This is a genomic window from Butyrivibrio sp. DSM 10294, from assembly GCF_028539135.1.
GTDB lineage: Bacteria > Bacillota > Clostridia > Lachnospirales > Lachnospiraceae > Butyrivibrio.
Window position 1 is genome coordinate 220,826 of the sequence record NZ_JANSWL010000088.1, and the last position, 19,414, is coordinate 240,239.

A 19,414-nucleotide genomic window follows, 5' to 3' on the forward strand; every position below is an offset into this window, starting at 1 on the left:
TCTTCATTTTAGGTTGTGTTTTGACCCTGCATAACTTATAATTAATACATCAATTAAATCTTTACTTGATGGAGGGTATGCCAATGGTTCAGTTAATAGTTGGGAAAAAGGGAAAAGGAAAGACCAAATGCTTATTGGACAGGGTTAATACCGAGGTTAAGAACGTACTCGGCAGTATTGCTTTCTTGGATAAGAACACTAAGCACATGTATGAGTTAAACAACAAGATCCGTCTTATAGTAGTTTCTGATTTTATGATTTCAACACCCGATGAGTTCATCGGATTCGTAAGTGGTATTATTTCTCAGGACCATGATCTCCAGCAGATGTATTTCGATAGTTTCCTTAAGATTGCATGTCTTGAAGATACTGACATGACAGAAACAATTGAAAAGCTTGAAAAGATTAGCGAGAAGTTCAAGATTGACTTCGTGCTCAGCGTTTCTATGGATGAATCAGAACTTCCTGAGGCTGTAAGATCAAAGGTAGTTGTATCCCTTTGATAAGTTATTTTTAATATGATTATTCTGATAAGCCGCGGAATTACCGCGGCTTATCTTATGAGGAGTAAGGGGCACATGCCCTGTGAAAGAAAAAAGGATTGGGGAATGGCACAGAATAAAAGCCGCAAGATTACCAAATATCCCGGCAACTTAAATAATCTCAACATCGGTATGATCTTTTTTGCCGTAATAGCCATCTATGTGGTCATAAGTGTTGTGACTTATTTGAGAAAGGATCATATAATCGGCTACGAAGTTAAGGAAGGCTCACTTTCAAGTAACAATATTTACGAGGCGATAGCTCTTCGAAATGAGAAGATCATTGAAAGCGACAGCGCCGGAAATGTTAACTATTTTGCCTCTGAGGGCGGAAGAGTTGCGGTCGGCAATCTGATTTATACAGTTGATGAATCCGGCAAACTTCTTGATTATCTTAAGTCTCAGGGAACAGAAGAAGCTGCGCTGTCTGATTCAGACATGTCTGAACTAAGATCTCAGATAGTAAGCTTCCATTCGACTTTTGATGAGCATTCTTTTTATACAGTATACGATTTCAAGATAAGTCTCGACGGAACTGTACAGAAACTTGCCAATAACAATATTTTACAGAATATCCAGTCCCTCAATAACACGGGATCCGCACTCAATTCCATAGGATACAAATATTCACCGGATACCGGAATTGTAATCTATTCTATTGACGGCTACGAACAAAAGAGCCTTCATGACCTCAAGGCAGAAGATTTTGATCAGGAAGGTTATGAGAAGAAACAGCTTATTAATAACGCCCTGGTTAAGCCGGGAGACCCTGTTTTCAAGCTCTGTACCAGCGAGGAGTGGTCGGTAGTCATTAACGAAAATGACGAGAAAAAGGTTCAGGAACTTCTTGATCTTGAATATGTTAAAATCAGATTTATCAAGAATCAGGATGAATCCTGGGGGAAAGTATCGAGCTACACGGATGAAAACGGCAATACCTTCGTAGCATTTACTTTTACCAATTCGATGATAACTTTTTGCAGAGACAGGTATCTTAGCATTGAACTTATAACAGAGGATCAGAAGGGACTTAAAATTCCTAATTCATCTATCGTGAATAAGACTTTCTATCTTTTGCCCAAAGATTATGTTATCAAGAATAACGATAACACTTCAGGAGTTCTACGCAGTAAATATGACGAGCAGGGCAATGAAACCTCTGAATTTGTGAATCTCACTATTTATAATGAAACTGAAACGGAATACTATGTCGACACATCTCAGCTAAGATCAGGAGACAGGCTTATCAAGACTGATTCTAATGACAGGTTTACGGTAAGCAAAACGGATACTCTTGTTGGCGTATACAATATAAATAAGGGCTATGCCGATTTCCGACAGATAAGGATTCTGTACAGTAACGAAGAGTATTCTATTGTAAGATCCAATACCATGTATGGTCTTAACGTATATGACTATATAGTTCTGGATGCTTCAGCAGTTGATGAGAATGGTACATCCAGGTATAGTGGTTCCGGGAATGACGATGATGTTACCGACGCTGATTCAGTTAGCGGCGATGCCACTTCTGAAGCCTCGGATGAAATATCTTCAGAGGAAGAAATCACAGAAACGTCAGAAGAAGGCAATTCTGAATCTTCCAATGAAGCTTCTGAGTGATTAAAAGTTGACAGATTGTGTAAAACTACGTTAATATTATATGGGTTTTTGTTGGGAAATTTAATTGAGGAGTAAATAGATATGAGCGTAATGGATAAGTTTTTAAAAGCAATTCAGCTTAATGGGGATGACGGCGAATATTACGACGACGACTATTATGATCCAGGTTCTAAAATAGAAGCTATCAACAATCAGGCTCCTATCGGAAAAGATGATCCCAGTATCGAAGTAACGGAAGAGAAGAAAAAGACAGCGCCTAAGGTTGTGCCTGCAAGATCCAAGAAAGTCAGCACAGCCGGTATGGAAGTTGTTGTTATCAAACCTACATCTGTTGAGGATGCAAGGGAGATCACAGAGACACTTCTTGCTAACAGGACAGTTGTACTTAATCTTGAAGGCTTAGATGTAGATATAGCACAGAGGATTATTGATTTCACATCCGGTTCATGCTTTGCTATATCCGGTAATCTTCAGAAAATTTCAAGATATATATTTATTATCACACCTGCAAGTGTTGATATTTCAGGTGATTTCCAGACAATGCTGGGAGCCCTTGGCGGCGGAATATCAGATGGTCCGCAGCAGATCGACTAATAGTATATTTTAAGGCTGTTGACATTAGATTGATAGTCAACAGCCTTTTTGTATTATCATATTTGACAAGGAAGTAAACGAACATAATGAGCAGAACACTTACAGTTAATTACGAGAACAAGCCTTGCTATGACATTATTATTGACAACAGTTTTGATGGTCTTGCAGCTGCAGTTGAACAGATTGGCAAGAAAGGGCGCAAGATTGCAATCATAACAGATACTAATGTCGAGCCGTTATATGCAGATGATATCGCAGCTAAGCTTTCAAAGATCAGTGACAAAGTTATCATTCATGCAATTAGTGCCGGAGAAGAAAATAAGAACCTTGAAAATATCAACAAGATTTACAAGATCCTTATAGAGAATCATTTTGACAGACATGACCTGATTGTTGCACTGGGCGGAGGAGTAGTCGGAGATATGGCGGGATTTGCCGCAGCTACTTATCTTCGCGGAATAGCCTTTGTTCAGATTCCGACAACACTTCTTAGTCAGACTGATTCAAGTATCGGAGGCAAGACCGGAGTTGATTATGAAGGCTACAAGAACATGGTTGGAGCTTTTCATATGCCAAGCCTTGTTTACATTAACATTTCAACACTTAAATCACTTGATGGAAGGCAGTATGCTTCAGGTTTTGCCGAAGTCATGAAACATGGTCTTATCAAAGACCAGAAATTCTATGAATGGCTTCTTGATAACATCTATGAGATCAATGACAAGGAAGATGACACACTTCTTGAAATGATTGAGAGAAGCTGCCTGGTCAAGAAGGCGGTAGTTGAAAAGGATCCCACAGAAAAAGGGGAGAGAATGCTCCTTAATTTTGGACATACTCTCGGGCATGCAATAGAAAAAGCCAAGAATTTTACACTTTTCCATGGTGAATGTGTAGCTCTTGGAGCTATCGCAGCAGCTTATATCTCCTGGAAAAAAGAGATGATCTCTATGGAAGAGTATTATGAGATAAGGGATATGTTTGTTCCGTTTAACCTTCCGATTTCCATTGAAGATATTGACCCGGAAGAAGTTATACGTCTTACCAAGTCTGACAAAAAGTCTGATTCCGATAAAGTCAGATTTATTCTTCTAAAGGCAATAGGTAAGGCAGTGGTTTCCATGGATGTCACGGACGAAGAGATGAGAGCTGCTCTTAATGAGATCATCTATGTTGAAACAAATGATTAAATAATTTACAGAGGTTTTTATGAATACAATGTCTAAGAAAAAGAAGATATTTCTTGTTGTGGATGTTCTTCTTATAGTTTTATTGACTTTTCTTGATCAGTTTACCAAGCATCTGGCTGTAATGCATCTGCAGGATAAGCCACCGATCAAAATCATTAACGGTGTGTTGGAACTGAATTTCTTAAAAAACAGCGGCGCAGCATTTGGAATGCTTCAGAATCAGAAGGTATTTTTCGTTTTGGTTGCAACGCTGATACTTCTTATTATCGGATACGTTCTTTTCAGGATTCCTGATGACAAGAAGTACAATATTTTGCATATACTGCTGGCCATGATAGCCAGCGGCGCAGCGGGAAATATGATTGACAGGGTAAAGCAGGATTATGTAGTTGATTTTATTTATTTTGTCCTTATCAATTTTCCTATTTTCAATGTAGCTGATATTTACGTTACTGTTTCAACCTTTTTCTTTGTAATCCTTTTCCTTTTTTATTACAAAGAGAGCGACTTCAGTTTTTTGAGCTTCAGACAACAGAATAAATTCAGGGAATTCAAATAATGGATCATAACAAAGAAGTATTTGATTTTTATGTGACTGATGAATATGAAGGTATGAGAATCGATAAGCTTATCAGTGAGCTTATTGATTCTCTTTCGCGTTCTTATATTAAAAAGCTTATTGATGACAAGAAGGTCTTTTGCAACGATAAGAATGTGAAGGCCAGCTTCAATGTCAGCGAATCCGACCATATTGTAATGGAGATTCCGCCCTTGCAGATTCCGGAGATTCTGCCTCAGGATATTCCGCTGGACATTCTATATGAAGATAATGATGTTATTGTGGTAAATAAGCCCAAAAACATGGTAGTTCATCCCGCAGCCGGTCATTACAGTGATACTCTGGTAAATGCCATTATGTATCATTGTAAGGAAAATCTGTCCGGTATAAACGGTGTTATGAGACCGGGAATTGTTCACAGAATTGATAAGGACACCACAGGCTCTGTTATTATTTGTAAGAATGACAAAGCTCATCAGATAATTGCCAATCAGCTCAAGGAGCATAGTATTAACAGAGTATATCATGCTATATGCTATGGAATTATTGAGGAAGACGAAGGTTTCGTGGATGAGCCTATAGGAAGAAGCCCTGCTGACAGGAAGAAAATGGCAGTAGTAAAAAACGGAGGGAAAGAAGCCTATACCGGATATCGCGTTCTAAAGCGCTTTTATGAGGATGGATTTACATATATAGAATGTAAGCTCAAAACCGGCAGAACTCATCAGATTCGCGTTCATATGGCCCATATCGGGCATCCTCTTTTGGGAGATGATGTATATGCCTCCGGAAGAAAGAGCAAATTTAAGCTTGAAGGGCAGTGTCTTCATGCCAAGACACTTGGATTTATTCATCCGACAACCGGAGAGTACATTGAGACGGATGCACCGTTACCTCAGTATTTTTCGCATTTGCTAGATATTTTGAAATAGTATAAAATAAAACTATAAAATATTTGTGTAAAGGGGACTGCAAATATGAATACTATTATAACAATTGGTCGTCAATTTGGTTCCGGCGGAAGAGAAATTGGGGAAATGGTGGCCGAGCATTTTGGTATTAGATGCTACGATAAAGAGCTCTTATCACGAGCTGCCAAGGAGAGCGGATTCTGTGAGGAAATGATCCAGAATCACGATGAGAGGCCCACTAATTCTTTTTTATATAATCTTGTTATGGATACTTATTCATTTGGATATAATTCATCGAGCTTCGTTGATATGCCTATCAGCCATAAGGTTTTCCTGGCTCAGTTCGATACTATCAAGAAGATTGCTGATGAAGGTCCCTGCGTAATAGTTGGTAGATGCGCTGATTATGCTCTTGGTGATTATGATAATGTGCTGAACATTTTCATTCACGCAGATGAAGAGTTCAAGATAAAGAGAATAAAAGAGCGCTTTGACGATGTTAATTCCGATGATAAAGCCAGAGATATGATGAACAAGAAAGACAAACAGCGTCAGAGCTATTATAACTATTATTCTTCCAAGAAATGGGGCAGAGCAGATAGCTACGATTTATCTATCAATTCCAGCATTCTTGGTGTAGAAGGTACCGTTAAGTTCATAATTCAGTACATTGAAGATTTTGAACAGTTGAGAAAAAAATAATTTTATAATTGCCTTATGAAAAAAACTTCCTAATTCTATTTTAATAGTGTGGAAGTTTTTTTCATTTTGGATATTATTTAATTCTTATTTAATAATATTTTTGACCTATCGATGTTACAATGGCCTCAACTAAAACTAGATTAATTAGGGGTAGTCTGTTACATTATGCCCCACATTGCAAGTTAACCGGTTTATGCAGAAAGGATTCTGCTTACAGTTTTCAAGGAGGAACGCTATGGCTAATAACATAGGTGGCAACATCAACCAGTTGTTCAGACCGTCTGAAGCCAATTCAAGAAACGGCCCTGTTTCCGGTGCCAAATCACGCAGCCAATCACAAAAGAGTAGTACGACAAAGGAAAAAGCTTCCGCAACCGATAAATTGTTCGGAGAGAGCGCAAAGCTTGAATTTTCTCCTGAAGCTGAGATGTTTGGAAAAGTTGCAGACATGCTTCAGAAGAAATATGATAATGCCGATGTATTTGTGGCAGGACCGGATGATGACCTTTCACAGATTGGTGGTGATCTCGAGTACAGTATTATCTTATCAGAGGATGAAATGAAGCTTCTTGCATCAGATGATCCAAAGGATAAGAAAGCCAAAGATAAGCTTATGGGGCAGATAGATGATGCTATGAAGTCTATCTCCGATATGAGTCAGAAAATCGGTGAAAACACAGACGAGACTGATGACATTGCAAACTTTGGTATCAAGGTAGATAATAATGGCAAGATTAACTTCTTTGCAGATATAAACGGAAATAGCTACTCAGATACGTCGATGGATTCACTGATAAATTCAATTGTAGGATCAAAAGCTAAATGAACGTGATATAATATTACTCAGGGTGAGACTAAGATAAGGTTTCACCCTGTTTTTATTGGCATATGAGAAAGGATGTTTACTCCATGGAGTTTTACGCAGATTCTAATAAGATTATTGATGAGATGAAAAGAGATAAAAGACACAGCTGCGATGTGTTAACTGCAGAAAACGGCTGCGTCGCCGGCTGTAAGGCAGGATTTACCTTTTATGAAAGTACAGAATATGGAAAAGGTGGTGTTCACGCGGATCAGGAAGGTTTTCTTGTGCTGGAAGGAATGGGAAAGGCCAGATTTGATGATAAGGAATTTGATGTATATCCTGGGCTTGCAATGATAGCGCCTGCCGGAACGGTACATGCTATTAAAAGAAATGAGGATAGCGAGGCGGTTAAGGTATTTTGGTTTCATAGTGCTTAAATGAAATAGTTAGCAAGCCCTGCTAAAGCAGGGTGGCTGGGTATAAGCGCCTCAGGATCAGAATCCAGGAACAGCAGGATTTGGAGCTATGGCTCTGCCTAAAAGACATACGAAAGTAATCAAATAGAGGTCCTTAATATGCCTTTAGATGAGTATAATCCCTAATATCTATACCATTTTGCATTCTTGTGCATATGAAAGCTTCATTATCATTCTCTTTCGTATGCTTTTTCATCTTTCTCAAGACTATTAGCAACAACTTCATGCATACTAAACGTCTTACATTTGACGCTCTTCATATGCACTTATGCAACGAAGCAGCCATAATCTATTCGGCTTAGACCGTGAAATGCATATTAGAAGCAAGTTTCATGAGTGGTTCGTATGCTGCATCCAGAGTTAGGGGTGTCAAGGATGGCGTATATAGCCATAGCACGCTATATTTGAATTAAATCTGCTTTGGAAGCTTTAATATATTATTACTTATTGGCGCATGGAATTTTCAAAAAAGCTAATTTTTTTGTCAAATCTGACTATTACGTGAGTTCAAAAAAATCTGTATCATAACCGAGTAATTGAATGCCGCCCGGTGGGCAGGCGATTTATGAATACTGGGTTGTAACCGAACACGTGTAAGTGAAGACTCGCTTACCGTGTTCTTTTTTTACGGATTTTAAGGAGGTAAAAATGAATCAGAACACAAATAACTATCTAGTTGAAGAGAGGATAGGAAAGCTTCTTCTCAAGTTTTCAATTCCCTGCATTATGTCGCTGCTTGTATCGTCACTTTATAACATAGTGGACCAGATTTTCATTGGAAGAGGCGTAGGATATCTTGGAAATGGTGCAACAAATGTTGTTTTTCCAATCACAGTTATATCACTTGCGATTGCTCTGATGCTTGGGGATGGCGCTGCTGCATATCTTAGTCTTTGTCAGGGTAAAAAAGATGTGAAGTCCGGAAATAAGAGCATGGGCAATGTTGTAATGCTTCTTGTGGCATTCGGAGTTATAATGGCAGTTCTTTTTGCTGTATTTAAGTCACAGATCCTTACAGCGTTTGGAGCTACTGAGAACAACCTTCCATATGCAAATGAGTACTTTGATTACATCATTTTGGGAATTCCTTTCTTTGTTGTCGGTAATGGCCTTAATTCCATTATAAGGGCTGATGGAAGCCCAAAATTTGCCATGATTACTACTCTTGCAGGATGTATCATCAATGTGATTCTTGACCCTGTTGCAATTTTCGCCCTTCATATGGGAATGAAGGGCGCTGCTATCGCGACTATAGCAGGTCAGATTGTTACAGCAATCTGCGGAATTGTGTACATTCTCTTCAGGGCAAAGACCTTTAAGCTCACTTTAAAAAACATGACTCCTGATTTGGTCGTAATAGGCAAGTTTGTCCCTCTTGGAATAAGCAGTTTCTTAACACAGCTCTCTATTGTGGTAATCATGGGTGTAATGAACAATGTTCTTGTTAAATATGGAGCAATGAGTAAGTATGGCGCTGATATCCCACTTACAGTAGTAGGAATTGTTATGAAGGTATTCCAGATAGTAGTATCGGTATGTATCGGAATTGCCGCAGGTTCTCAGCCTATCGTTGGCTACAACTATGGAGCAGGAGAATACAGAAGGGTAAAAGAGCTGTTTACAACAATCATCAAAGCTGAAGCAATTGTAGGGCTGGTTTCAGTGCTTTTATTTGAGCTTTTCCCTCTTCAGATTACATCAATATTTGGAAGTGAGGACGGTCTTTATAATGAATTTGCGGTTCTTTCATTCAGGATTTTCCTTTCAATGATCATTCTGACATGTATTCAGAAGTCTACTAGTGTTTTCCTTCAGTCTCTTGGAAAGCCAGTAATGTCTATGGGACTATCATTACTCAGGGACTTTGTATTAAGTGTTCCGCTTGCCATTTTTCTTCCTATGTTCTTTGGCGTTGAAGGAGCTCTTTTATCAGCTCCTGTAGCGGACATAGTAACTACATTAGCTGTTGTTCTGATGTCCATAAATGTTGTAAAAGAGCTTGACTCCAAAATCAACATCGATGAAGATGACGCTAAAGAAGCACAAGTGGCTTGATTTGCATATTCGATAATATCTGAATATATCTGCACGATTCAATTTTATACATGATTATTTCGCAATAATAGCACCGGGGTCAATTGTGCGTGAGCACCTTTGATACGGTTTTAAAACCACCGATTCCATTTAGACCAAATGAGGGAGCCGGTGCTGAAACAATTAAGATGGTGCTCAAGCGTGAATAGGTTGTGCTCATGCAGCGAAATATTCAATACAAAACAGAAATAAGTATGGCCTCTATACCTATCAAATTGGTATAGAGGCCATTGTTTCATAATTGTTTCATAGTGCTGTATAATCCAACTATTCGTTAAACATGTGTTTTGCGAATAGTTAGCATGCAGTTATAGGTATACATAACCGATAATATATTGAGTATGCTAACTAATTTGTTAAACATGAGGATTTAAAAATCACTTCGTATACTCATCGTATATTGCTACATGATCGTAGATGCATCTCCATGAACTATAAGCATCTGCAGTTACGCATATATAGTGAGTTCCGTCATTAGATATCTGATAGCTGGCGCCACAGCAACCTGACTGATTAACAAATCCGGTCTTGGCACCTATAACTTCTCCATGCGTATCTTTGTCTTCAATTCTACGAAGAAACCAGTTTGATATAAGTATTCCTTCAGGATGCTCGGTTGTTGCTGAAGTTGTATATTTCCTTGCATTCAATACTTCATGACAAAGCTTGTTTTCTTCAGCGGCTTTGAGAATCATTGCCATATCAGTAAGTGTACAATAATGGTCTTCGTTATATATTCCGACACAATTGGTGAAATGCGCGGTATCTGAGATTCCAAGCTCTTCCAGCTTATCATTCATCATGGCAACAAATTCTTCCTGTGAGCCGGCTATATATTCTGCAAGACACATTGCAGCATCTGCACCGGAAGGGAGGATTGTGCCATAGAGCATATCTCTTACTGTAACCTTCTCTCCTACTGAAAAACCAACCTGGCTACAGTCTTTGCTGAATACGAAATCTCCGATTTCCTGTGTCATTTCATAGGTATCGTCAAGATCTTCAATATGCTCAGCAGCTACCAGTAATGTAAGAATCTTGGTCATGGATGCGGGATTAATACGAACATCGCCGTCTCTGGAAGCTACTACCTTGCCTTCATCGAGATTGATAAGTACCGCGTTTTTGCTGATTACTTCTTCACTTCCGAGATAAGCTATCGAATCCGCTGAGGGTTCATATCCTTCAAAAAAGCTCTGGGCATCCTCAGATTTTTCGAGAAAAGGATTGATATTCTCAGGTTCTGAAGAGTCAGTATCATCAATGATTGTCTCAACAACAGTGAGTTCTGCTGTTGCTTCTTCTGTTGGATTTTCTGCTGCTTCTGCTTCCACAGGGGATTTGCCAGTGAGCTTACTGATAATTAGGAAGACAGTAAAAATAAGAGCAAATACACCTGCTCCAAGAAGACTTAAGTGAAATATGATTTCTTTTTTTCTGCGAGATTTATATTCTGATACGGTCAGACGTTGACCGTCTTTTTTTCTGTAATTTGCTTTTTTCTCCAAAACTTTCTCCACCCAATAGAAATAATACTTATAAATATTATCATTTAACATAAAGCCCCATCAAGTGGCATTTTTACTTAAATTTTGGCTTGTTCATGGTATAATTAGACTATGCAAAACAAAATTGGAAATGATGAAAAATATTATAACGAACAGGACAAGCTCAACACTATCAGAATGAGGGAAGTGCTCGATACTCTTCCACATTTTTGCAGGCAGTTCTTCAGGGGAATTGAGACTACAACATCTGCAAGAACAAGACTTGGTTATGCTTATGATCTCAGGACATTTTTTGAGTATCTTCATAGTAAGAATCCGGCTCTCAAGAATATGGCTATTACCGAGTATAAACTTGATATTCTTGACATGATCGAGCGCGAAGACATTGAGGAATACCAGGAATATCTATCCTTGTATGAGAAGAAAGACAAAGAGATAACCAATGCCGAGCAGGGGAAGAAGAGAAAAATGTCAGCTCTTCGATGCCTATACACATATTTCTACAAGGCGGAACTCATTCAGCGTAATACAGCGGAACTTGTGAAGATGCCAAAGCTTCATGAAAACGAGATCATAAGACTCGAACCGGATGAAGTAGCAACTCTCCTTGATCAGGTTGAAGCCGGCGATAAGCTTACCAAGGGTCAGCTTAAATATCATGAGAAGACAAAGTTAAGAGATGTGGCGTTGCTTACTCTTCTGCTTGGAACAGGAATACGAGTATCAGAATGCGTCGGTATTGATATTGATGATATCGATTTTAAAACCAACGGAATCCGTATTCACAGAAAAGGTGGATATAATACAACCGTGTATTTTCCTGATGAAGTAAGAACGGCTTTGATCAATTATCTGGAAGACAGAAAGCTTAAGATTCCTGAAGAAGGTAGTGAAAATGCATTGTTCTTGTCAATGCAGAATAAGAGAATCACTGTTAGAGCTGTTGAGAATCTAGTGAAGAAATACTCTCGGAATGTAACTACTCTTAAAAAGATAACGCCGCATAAACTGAGAAGTACCTTTGGCACTAATCTCTATAAAGAATCCGGCGATATATACCTTGTTGCAGATGTACTCGGTCACAAAGATGTAAATACGACCAGAAAGCATTATGCTGCTCAGGATGATGAAAATAGGCGAAGAGCCGCGAACATGGTTAAACTAAGAGAAAAATGACAAAAAAAGAAGAGGATGTCCTCTTCTTTTTATTTTGCGCTCTTGTATATAGATTTGAACATATTGCGATCCATTATGAACATATCATGTGGATCATCTCTATTTACGCAGATATAATCACCCTTTTCTCCAACCATGTACTTCTCTTCATCCCAATATGGGAAAACTTTGGTGGTCTTTTTTAGCTTTCTTGCATAGATATTATTCTCTCCGGAAGTAAGACAGGCCTTAGCAACAGGCATAAGAGCAAAGGTCTTACCATTATCTGCATTCTTGATTGTGGGCTGATAATCGGCGATGTCCAAAACAAATTTCTTACGTGTCGTGGAATAGCTGCTTTTAAACTTTTCTTCGGAAATGGCGGATACATGACCATAGATGTTAATGATCAAGACGGTATTATCCTTGATCTCTACGTTAATATCACCTCCGATAGTTCTGACTATGGCCATGGAACCGGGTTGAATAAACTCCTGTGGTCGTACATAGCCCACGATAATAGGAGGTGTGGTGTATTGACTCATCTTGGATGTATCTAGTGTAGTATTGATAGCATAGATAATATCAGCGTTCTCAAAATAATCCGACATCCTCTCTCGGATGATATTGCTGATGGAATGTCTGGCCGAGTCATCATCTATCTCTGTATAATCCGAATAATGCTTGATGATAAGTTCGTTTTTGAGAAGACCGCCGGATTTCTCGGTATGTCCCCCTCCTGAACCAATATTTCTGGCAATATATGAAGCCAACTCATCAGCACGAGTCTCCTTGGAACAGCTCCTTATAGAGAATTTAACTCCAAAGGACAGTACACTGTACACTAGGCAAACATCTATTGAATCGACCGCTACAATGAAGTCGCCGATAAGGCCAAGTATATTGGGATCACAGGGCTCACTCCTTAGAATCGCGTATCGCTGGTCCTTATGATACTCAACACCAAGCATGGCGACACCGGCAATTCTGGCTTCCTTAAGAGTAAGATTCATATTCTTGAGCTTAAGAATAAGGCTCTTATCATAAGGCAAAGTATCTATCATATCTCGGTCAAGAGGGTGAGATACCTCGGAAAAAGCATTGGTATCCGAATAAAGACCATAATAAAGCGCAGTACCAACAGCTGTATCGATGAAGTACTCCTCATCTTCTATTTTCAGAAGATTCCAAATTACTGAGCAGCAACTTCCAAGATTACTTCTGACCTCGTTCTCTTTAGGTAGTTTGCCGGTAACCTGGTGATGATCAATGACGGCTACATTCTCAGCCTTGAATTTCTTGACATTACCCTCTCCGTATTGGCAGTCAGTAAGTAAGAGAAGCTCAGGCCTAATCTTAAGAGTCTCTACATACTCGATTGGGATCTTGAGTTCGTTGATCAAATAAACAAGATTGCTCTTGGTAATCTCAAAGTTACCTGAATAGATAAGACGCACGCTCTTTTTGTGCTTTTCAAAAAACCTATACAAAACATACCCCGAGCAGATTGCATCTGCATCAGGGTTGTCATGACATTGAATCGTTATATCGTTATATTTAAGTAAACTGGAAAGCTTCATAAAAACACCTCTTCTTGCATTATATAACATGAAGAGGTATTTGTTGTGAAAAAAGTAATATTTTTCAATATTTTATCTGAATTCTGTAGAATAATAAGGAATTATGAGATCTTCACCGGCATTAACGATACTGTCAGACTGGAGCTTATTGATGTTGTTGATCTCTCTGATGTACTCATTAAGGGACTTGTACTGAGTGCTATCGAAGTTATCATTAGCTATGGACCAGACTGATTCACCGGAATGGATTGTAACTGTCTTGTAATATTTATAATTTGTTACATGATCTTCACCTTCAGCACCTGAAAGAATGGTTGTGAAGGAAAAGCATAATGTAAAAATAATTATTGCAATAATTGTACCTAATGCAAAATATTGTCTTCTGACAATGCGCTGACGTCTGACCTGATTACGTCTGATTCTCTCTTCGCTCTCGCTGAAATATCTGGGATTATTGTATAAAGATGCTGCTGCTCTCATTGCCTCACTCATATTCTCACCTCAGCCGCTATCGGCTACTTTTAACAAACATGTGTACGGAACAATTGTTCTAAAATAATATTATCGAACATACTTTTGTTTGTCAACAAAAATCGAACAAATATTCCGAACAAATTTTCCGAACAGATATTTGCTTTTGCGTAAATGCTGTGATATACTAATAAAAACGATTATTTAGGAGGTTTTCATGGAAAAAGGGAGCATATCTAAGAAACAACAGGAAATTTTAGACTACATAAAAGAACAAACTCTCGTAAGAGGATTCCCTCCTGCTGTTAGGGATATCTGTAAGGCTGTTAATCTCAAGTCAACATCTTCTGTTCATTCACATCTTGAGACATTGGAGAAGAACGGTTATATCAGAAGGGACCCTACCAAGCCCAGAGCAATCGAGATCTGCGACGATGGTTTCAATATGGTAAGAACAGAGATTGTCAGCATTCCCGTTATAGGACAGGTGGCTGCCGGTACTCCTATTCTTGCGGAGGAGAACATTGATTCATATATTCCTATTCCTGCCAGCATGTGCCCTAAGGGATCAGATGCCTTTATTCTTAATGTTAAGGGTGATTCTATGATCAATGCAGGAATTTTTAACGGCGATAAGATTTTTGTTCAGCAGTGCAACACAGCCAAGAACGGCGATCAGGTTGTAGCTCTTATTGATGATTCAGCCACAGTCAAGACCTTCTACAAAGAAGATGGTCATATAAGACTTCAGCCGGAGAATGATACCATGGATCCTATCATTGTTGAGGATTGTCAGATACTTGGTAAAGTATTCGGTATCATGAGATTCTATTGATTATTCATATAAATATAGATTTTTCCATATAAAAAAGCAGGGCTCATTCGAGCTCTGCTTTTTCAATGGACTTACCGTCTCTCCATATTCTCTCAAGATCATAGAATAATCTGTTCTCTCTGTCGAAGACATGTACAATGATATCGCCGAAGTCAAGAAGAACCCAGCTTCCGGTATCATAGCCTTCAACATTCTTGGTCATATGACCAGCTCTTCCAAGTACTTCCTGGACGCTGTCGGCCATAGCCTGAACCTGATTTACGTTAGTTCCGCTGGCAATGATAAAATAATCTGCAAGAGTTGAGATCGTACTGATATCAATAACTTTGATATCTTCGCCCTTTCTGTCTTCAAGAGCATCAATTGCCATTAGTGCCATCTTTTTAGATACTGCTAAATCTGCCATATTTACCTCGTTATTTATAAAACTTTTTGTAGTACAGATAGGCATTCATTGTTGCCTCATCGCACTCTTTACCAATAGTTTGCAAGTAAAGAACAGAATCGTGAAGTATGTGTGCAAGACATCTGTCTATGTCTGTGAAGGCCTCTTTACGAATCTCATCCATGCCTTCAAGAGGCCTTCTGTTGGGCTCTATAAAATCTGCGATATAAATGATCTTCTCAAGAAGGGACATATCTTCTTTGCCTGTCGTATGCCATCTGATTGCTTCCAGGATTTCAGGATCATAAATATCATATTTTGCTCTGGCAAGATACATTCCAGCTTTTGCATGGAGCAAAGAGTGATTGCGTCTCTCAACGTCTGTAATCTCGATTTTGTTCTTTTCACAGATCTTGACCTGTTCTTCGTGAGACATGCATTTAGCACAGTCATGGAGCATTCCGGCTATCAGAGCTTTCTCAACATCTGCACCGAATACGAATGCCATACTGGCTGCTGTATATGCCACTCCCAAAGTGTGGTCAAATCTGTCGGGCTTTAGCTCTTTTTCTAGCTCTTTACGAAGCTTCTGGGAAATCTCAAGTATTCTCATTTGTACAATCCTTTGATACACATAAATTCAATGCATTCATTAGGCATCATGTACCTTACGGAGCGGCCTTTAACAACTCTCTCTCTGATATCTGTTGAGGAGATATCAATTCGGTTAAAGGTCATTAGACGAATATCCGCATTATACATTTTCTTGAGTTCTCTTCTCTTCCTGTCAAGAGACGGTAGATCATCTTCTTCTCTTACTGCTGCGAGAATAATGCAGGATGTGAGTAGATCCTTTGCTTTGTACCAAGTGTCGATTCCGATAACAGAATCTGCGCCCAAAATAAGATAGAGTTCGTCCCCGGGATACATAAGTTTCAAATCCTGAATTGTATCAATAGTATAGCACCCCTCCGGCTTGTCTATTTCAAGCCTTGAGCATGTGAAGTACGGGTTGTCGCTGATGGCCATTTTAACCATCTGATATCTTATATCTCCACTTGTGACTTTATCTCTGTTTTTTAAATGAGCAAGATTGTTGGGGATAAAAATTACACGGTCAAGATCAAATTGTTCTCTTGCCGATTCTCCAAGCAGCAAATGACCGTTATGTATCGGGTCAAATGTTCCTCCTAATATACCAATTCTTCTGCATTCCATAATTAAGCCTCCTCTGGTATAGTCAGATGTTGCCACGTGTTATTTAATATTTTAGTTCTTCTTGGATGCCTTGGGTAAAATGATCTTAGGATCATCCTTAAAAGGTTTGTATAGTACGAATCGTCTTCCGATTACCTGTACCAGCTCAGATCTGGTTCTCTCAGAAACAGTAACTGCAACGTCCTTAACATCTTCTACACAGTTCTTGAGTACTGTGATCTTAACCAGCTCATGTGTATTGAATGTCTCTTCGATAGCGCTTGTTATTTCAGGAGTAACAGTTGCTTTTCCAATCTGGAATACAGGCTCAAGGTCTGATGCAAGGCTCTTTAAATAAGCTCTCTGTTTACTTGTAAGTGTCATAAATCCTCATCCTCTTCTTCATAATCACCGTCATCAAACACCGGCTGGGTATCTGCGTTACGATAGTATTCAAATTTGAAGCCATACATTCTGACAGTATCACCTTCATGAATGTGGAGCTTCTCGAGTTCATCAAGAATTCCGTTGTCTGCAAGGAATTTCTGGAAGAATGCGAATCCTTTTTCAGATTCAAGATTGGTATAACCAAGCATCTTCTCAATCTTAGGTCCTTCAATAACATATTCGGACTCATCCTTGTCGTAGAATACCTCGAAGGCTTCATCGGCACTTCTAAGTGCCTCTTCAGGGAAGTATTCCTGTTCAAATACGATAGGCTTCTCCTGAATCTCTGAAAGCGTCCTACTTACATAGTATAACAGTTCCTTAACACCTTTTCCAGTTAGGGTAGAGATTGCAAAGACCTTAACGCCAAGGGGTTCGTACTTGTCTCTGATCTTCTGAATTATCTCTGCATCCTCACCTTCGGGAAGCATATCTATCTTGTTAGCGGCTATAACCTGTGGTTTCTTGGTTATATCTGCGTTGTAGCCTGCAAGCTCGTTATTGATGAGTTCAATATCCTCAAGAGGATCTCTTCCCTCTGTTGAAGCTGCGTCCACAACATGAATCATCATTCTGGTTCTCTCGATATGACGAAGGAACTCATGACCAAGTCCTGCTCCTTCTGAGGCACCCTCGATAAGTCCGGGAATATCGGCTACAACGAAGCCTCTTGCGTCATCAAGATCTACAACACCAAGCATAGGTGAAAGGGTAGTGAAATGATAGTTTGCTATCTTGGGCTTGGCATTGGATACCTTAGAAAGGAAGGTTGACTTACCTACATTGGGGAATCCAACAAGACCTACGTCTGCTATAACCTTAAGCTCAAGAAGAACTTCAAGCTCAAGGGAAGGCTGACCCGGCTGAGCATATTTGGGAGCCTGCATGGTGGAGGTTGCATAATGCATGTTTCCGTTTCCGCCTTTGCCGCCCTTAAGGATAACCATTTCTTTGTTATCACGACTCATATCGGCAATTACCTTACCGCTCTCAGCTTCTTTTATAACAGTTCCTTCCGGAACCTTGATAATGAGATCGCTGCCGTTTTTACCATGGCAACGTCTCTTGTTTCCATCCTGACCGTTTTCGGCTTTGTATTTGCCGCCGTAGTGGAAGTCTGCGAGAGTATTAAGGCCTTCGTCTACCTTGAAGATGATATCTCCGCCCTTTCCTCCGTCTCCGCCATCAGGGCCGCCGTTTGCCACAAATTTTTCTCTTCTGAAGGAGATGTGGCCATCTCCGCCTTTTCCGCTCTGAATAAATATTTTAGCTTTATCTACAAATACAGGCATGTCTAAATCCTCTTATGAAGTCTTACGGGTATCATTAATATAATAACAAATTCTATTTCAAAAAATAAGGCTTCAAACTATTGGTAAGTTTGAAGCCCGATTAAATACCTGATTACTTATTCTCTACAGGATGAACGCTAGCCTGCTTTTTATCTCTGCCCTTGCGCTCAAATCTAAGAACACCATCAACAAGTGCAAATAATGTATCATCGCTACCGATTCCTACATTAACACCAGGATGAATGTGTGTTCCACGCTGTCTGTATAAAATATTACCGGCCTTTACGAATTGTCCGTCAGCTCTTTTTGCTCCAAGTCTCTTGGATTCTGAATCTCTACCGTTCTTGGTTGATCCAACACCCTTCTTATGAGCAAAAAATTGAAGGTTCATATTCATCATGACTTATTCCCTCCTAAATTTAATGTTCAAATACTTTTTACCATATTGCTGATAAATTGATTCAATACCAAGTTCGAATGACCTAACTAAAAGCTCTGCATCATGAGACGGGGTATCCTTAAACTCGAATCTAATGATTCCCTTGTCTTCGTCCTGAAAAACGCTTATCTCATCCTTGGTAAGATTATCAAGTGAATTGATAGTGTTGATAGTCAGAACAGATATTGCGGAACATACAATGTCACTGCCGTATTCGGCAAAACCGGCATGTCCGTTGCACTCTATGCTCTTGTAATTATCATCAGAAGTCTTGGTGAAAATGATTGATGTCATATTATAATGAGATCTTGTTGATCTTAACGAGAGTGAAAGGCTGTCTGTGACCATTCTTCTTGTGATAGCCTGTCTTTCTCTTGTACTTGTAAACAACAACCTTCTTGTCACGGCCCTGTTCAACAACTGTTGCGCTAACCTTAGCTGAGCTAACAGCGTCAGCTACCTTAAGTGTACCGTCGTTTACTGCAATAACATCAAATGTTACTTCTTTTCCGGATTCAACATCAAGTTTCTCAACTTTGATCTGATCTCCCTCGGAAACCTTGTACTGCTTACCACCAGTTACAATAATTGCGTACATAAGTTACCTCCTTC

23 protein-coding genes are annotated in these 19,414 nt (G+C 39.3%); 12 read left to right on the forward strand and 11 right to left on the reverse strand.

Going from position 1 to position 19,414, the window contains the following annotated elements; all coding sequences use genetic code 11:
- Nucleotides 1–83 precede the first annotated feature (83 nt).
- From NXH67_RS17035 to NXH67_RS17080, 10 genes are all read left to right on the forward strand, one after another.
- Nucleotides 84–503 carry a hypothetical protein gene (locus NXH67_RS17035; RefSeq protein ID WP_022777134.1) on the forward strand — a complete coding sequence of 140 codons (420 nt, stop codon included), beginning with the start codon at nt 84–86 and terminating at the stop codon, nt 501–503.
- 105 nt (nt 504–608) lie between these two features.
- Nucleotides 609–2,162 (forward strand): HlyD family efflux transporter periplasmic adaptor subunit, encoded by a 1,554-nt coding sequence (locus tag NXH67_RS17040; RefSeq protein ID WP_272798155.1) that lies wholly within the window; start codon nt 609–611, stop codon nt 2,160–2,162.
- A gap of 81 nt (nt 2,163–2,243) precedes the next feature.
- Nucleotides 2,244–2,756, forward strand: a complete 513-nt coding sequence (locus NXH67_RS17045; RefSeq protein ID WP_022777132.1) for a cell division protein SepF — start codon at nt 2,244–2,246, stop codon at nt 2,754–2,756.
- 86 nt (nt 2,757–2,842) lie between these two features.
- Nucleotides 2,843–3,946 carry a 3-dehydroquinate synthase gene (gene aroB / locus NXH67_RS17050; RefSeq protein ID WP_022777131.1) on the forward strand — a complete coding sequence of 368 codons (1,104 nt, stop codon included), beginning with the start codon at nt 2,843–2,845 and terminating at the stop codon, nt 3,944–3,946.
- Between the two features lie 19 nt (nt 3,947–3,965).
- Nucleotides 3,966–4,505, forward strand: a complete 540-nt coding sequence (gene lspA / locus NXH67_RS17055; protein WP_022777130.1) for a signal peptidase II — start codon at nt 3,966–3,968, stop codon at nt 4,503–4,505.
- Entirely contained in the window at nt 4,505–5,437 is a 933-nt protein-coding gene (locus NXH67_RS17060) for an RluA family pseudouridine synthase (RefSeq protein ID WP_022777129.1), read from the forward strand. The genes lspA and NXH67_RS17060 overlap by 1 nt, the downstream gene beginning before the upstream one ends.
- A 45-nt stretch (nt 5,438–5,482) precedes the next feature.
- Nucleotides 5,483–6,118 (forward strand): cytidylate kinase-like family protein, encoded by a 636-nt coding sequence (locus tag NXH67_RS17065; protein WP_272798156.1) that lies wholly within the window; start codon nt 5,483–5,485, stop codon nt 6,116–6,118.
- A 235-nt stretch (nt 6,119–6,353) separates the two neighbouring features.
- Entirely contained in the window at nt 6,354–6,944 is a 591-nt protein-coding gene (locus tag NXH67_RS17070) for a DUF6033 family protein (protein WP_022777127.1), read from the forward strand.
- 62 nt (nt 6,945–7,006) lie between these two features.
- Nucleotides 7,007–7,360, forward strand: a complete 354-nt coding sequence (locus NXH67_RS17075; RefSeq protein WP_272798157.1) for a cupin domain-containing protein — start codon at nt 7,007–7,009, stop codon at nt 7,358–7,360.
- Nucleotides 7,361–8,047: 687 nt separating this feature from the next.
- Entirely contained in the window at nt 8,048–9,454 is a 1,407-nt protein-coding gene (locus tag NXH67_RS17080) for an MATE family efflux transporter (protein WP_272798158.1), read from the forward strand.
- Between the two features lie 416 nt (nt 9,455–9,870).
- Here the strand turns inward: NXH67_RS17080 and NXH67_RS17085 are convergent, their stop codons facing one another.
- On the reverse strand, nt 9,871–11,001 hold the full coding sequence (locus tag NXH67_RS17085) for a D-alanyl-D-alanine carboxypeptidase family protein (protein WP_272798159.1): 1,131 nt from the start codon (nt 10,999–11,001) through the stop codon (nt 9,871–9,873).
- Between the two features lie 111 nt (nt 11,002–11,112).
- On the opposite strand from NXH67_RS17085, the gene NXH67_RS17090 reads away from it, so the two are divergent.
- Nucleotides 11,113–12,177 (forward strand): tyrosine-type recombinase/integrase, encoded by a 1,065-nt coding sequence (locus tag NXH67_RS17090; protein ID WP_022778574.1) that lies wholly within the window; start codon nt 11,113–11,115, stop codon nt 12,175–12,177.
- A gap of 29 nt (nt 12,178–12,206) precedes the next feature.
- On the opposite strand, the gene NXH67_RS17095 is transcribed toward NXH67_RS17090, so the two are convergent.
- Both NXH67_RS17095 and NXH67_RS17100 read right to left on the reverse strand, forming a co-directional pair.
- Nucleotides 12,207–13,736, reverse strand: a complete 1,530-nt coding sequence (locus tag NXH67_RS17095; protein WP_022778573.1) for a DHH family phosphoesterase — start codon at nt 13,734–13,736, stop codon at nt 12,207–12,209.
- A gap of 72 nt (nt 13,737–13,808) precedes the next feature.
- Nucleotides 13,809–14,228, reverse strand: a complete 420-nt coding sequence (locus tag NXH67_RS17100) for a LysM peptidoglycan-binding domain-containing protein (RefSeq protein WP_272798160.1) — start codon at nt 14,226–14,228, stop codon at nt 13,809–13,811.
- 196 nt (nt 14,229–14,424) lie between these two features.
- On the opposite strand from NXH67_RS17100, the gene lexA reads away from it, so the two are divergent.
- Complete coding sequence (gene lexA / locus NXH67_RS17105) at nt 14,425–15,042, forward strand: transcriptional repressor LexA (protein WP_022778571.1); 618 nt, start codon at nt 14,425–14,427, stop codon at nt 15,040–15,042.
- Nucleotides 15,043–15,085: 43 nt separating this feature from the next.
- Here the strand turns inward: lexA and rsfS are convergent, their stop codons facing one another.
- The 8 genes from rsfS to rplU form a co-directional block, all read right to left on the reverse strand.
- Nucleotides 15,086–15,448 (reverse strand): ribosome silencing factor, encoded by a 363-nt coding sequence (gene rsfS / locus NXH67_RS17110; protein WP_026668696.1) that lies wholly within the window; start codon nt 15,446–15,448, stop codon nt 15,086–15,088.
- A 10-nt stretch (nt 15,449–15,458) separates the two neighbouring features.
- Complete coding sequence (yqeK, locus tag NXH67_RS17115) at nt 15,459–16,040, reverse strand: bis(5'-nucleosyl)-tetraphosphatase (symmetrical) YqeK (RefSeq protein WP_272798161.1); 582 nt, start codon at nt 16,038–16,040, stop codon at nt 15,459–15,461.
- Nucleotides 16,037–16,645: a nicotinate-nucleotide adenylyltransferase gene (gene nadD / locus NXH67_RS17120; RefSeq protein WP_272798162.1), complete on the reverse strand. Its 609-nt coding sequence runs from the start codon at nt 16,643–16,645 to the stop codon at nt 16,037–16,039. Before nadD ends, yqeK begins: the two co-directional genes overlap by 4 nt.
- Before the next feature lie 51 nt (nt 16,646–16,696).
- Nucleotides 16,697–17,008, reverse strand: coding sequence for a ribosome assembly RNA-binding protein YhbY (yhbY, locus tag NXH67_RS17125; RefSeq protein ID WP_022778567.1), 312 nt, complete (start codon nt 17,006–17,008; stop codon nt 16,697–16,699).
- On the reverse strand, nt 17,005–18,363 hold the full coding sequence (obgE, locus tag NXH67_RS17130) for a GTPase ObgE (RefSeq protein ID WP_272798163.1): 1,359 nt from the start codon (nt 18,361–18,363) through the stop codon (nt 17,005–17,007). The genes yhbY and obgE overlap by 4 nt, the downstream gene beginning before the upstream one ends.
- Nucleotides 18,364–18,475: 112 nt before the next feature.
- A complete protein-coding gene (gene rpmA, locus NXH67_RS17135; protein ID WP_013280832.1) occupies nt 18,476–18,763 on the reverse strand; it encodes a 50S ribosomal protein L27 in 288 nt (95 codons plus the stop codon).
- A 3-nt stretch (nt 18,764–18,766) separates the two neighbouring features.
- A complete protein-coding gene (locus NXH67_RS17140) occupies nt 18,767–19,096 on the reverse strand; it encodes a ribosomal-processing cysteine protease Prp (RefSeq protein WP_022778565.1) in 330 nt (109 codons plus the stop codon).
- Between the two features lies 1 nt (nt 19,097).
- Nucleotides 19,098–19,400, reverse strand: coding sequence for a 50S ribosomal protein L21 (rplU, locus tag NXH67_RS17145; protein WP_022778564.1), 303 nt, complete (start codon nt 19,398–19,400; stop codon nt 19,098–19,100).
- Between the last annotated feature and the right edge of the window lie 14 nt (nt 19,401–19,414).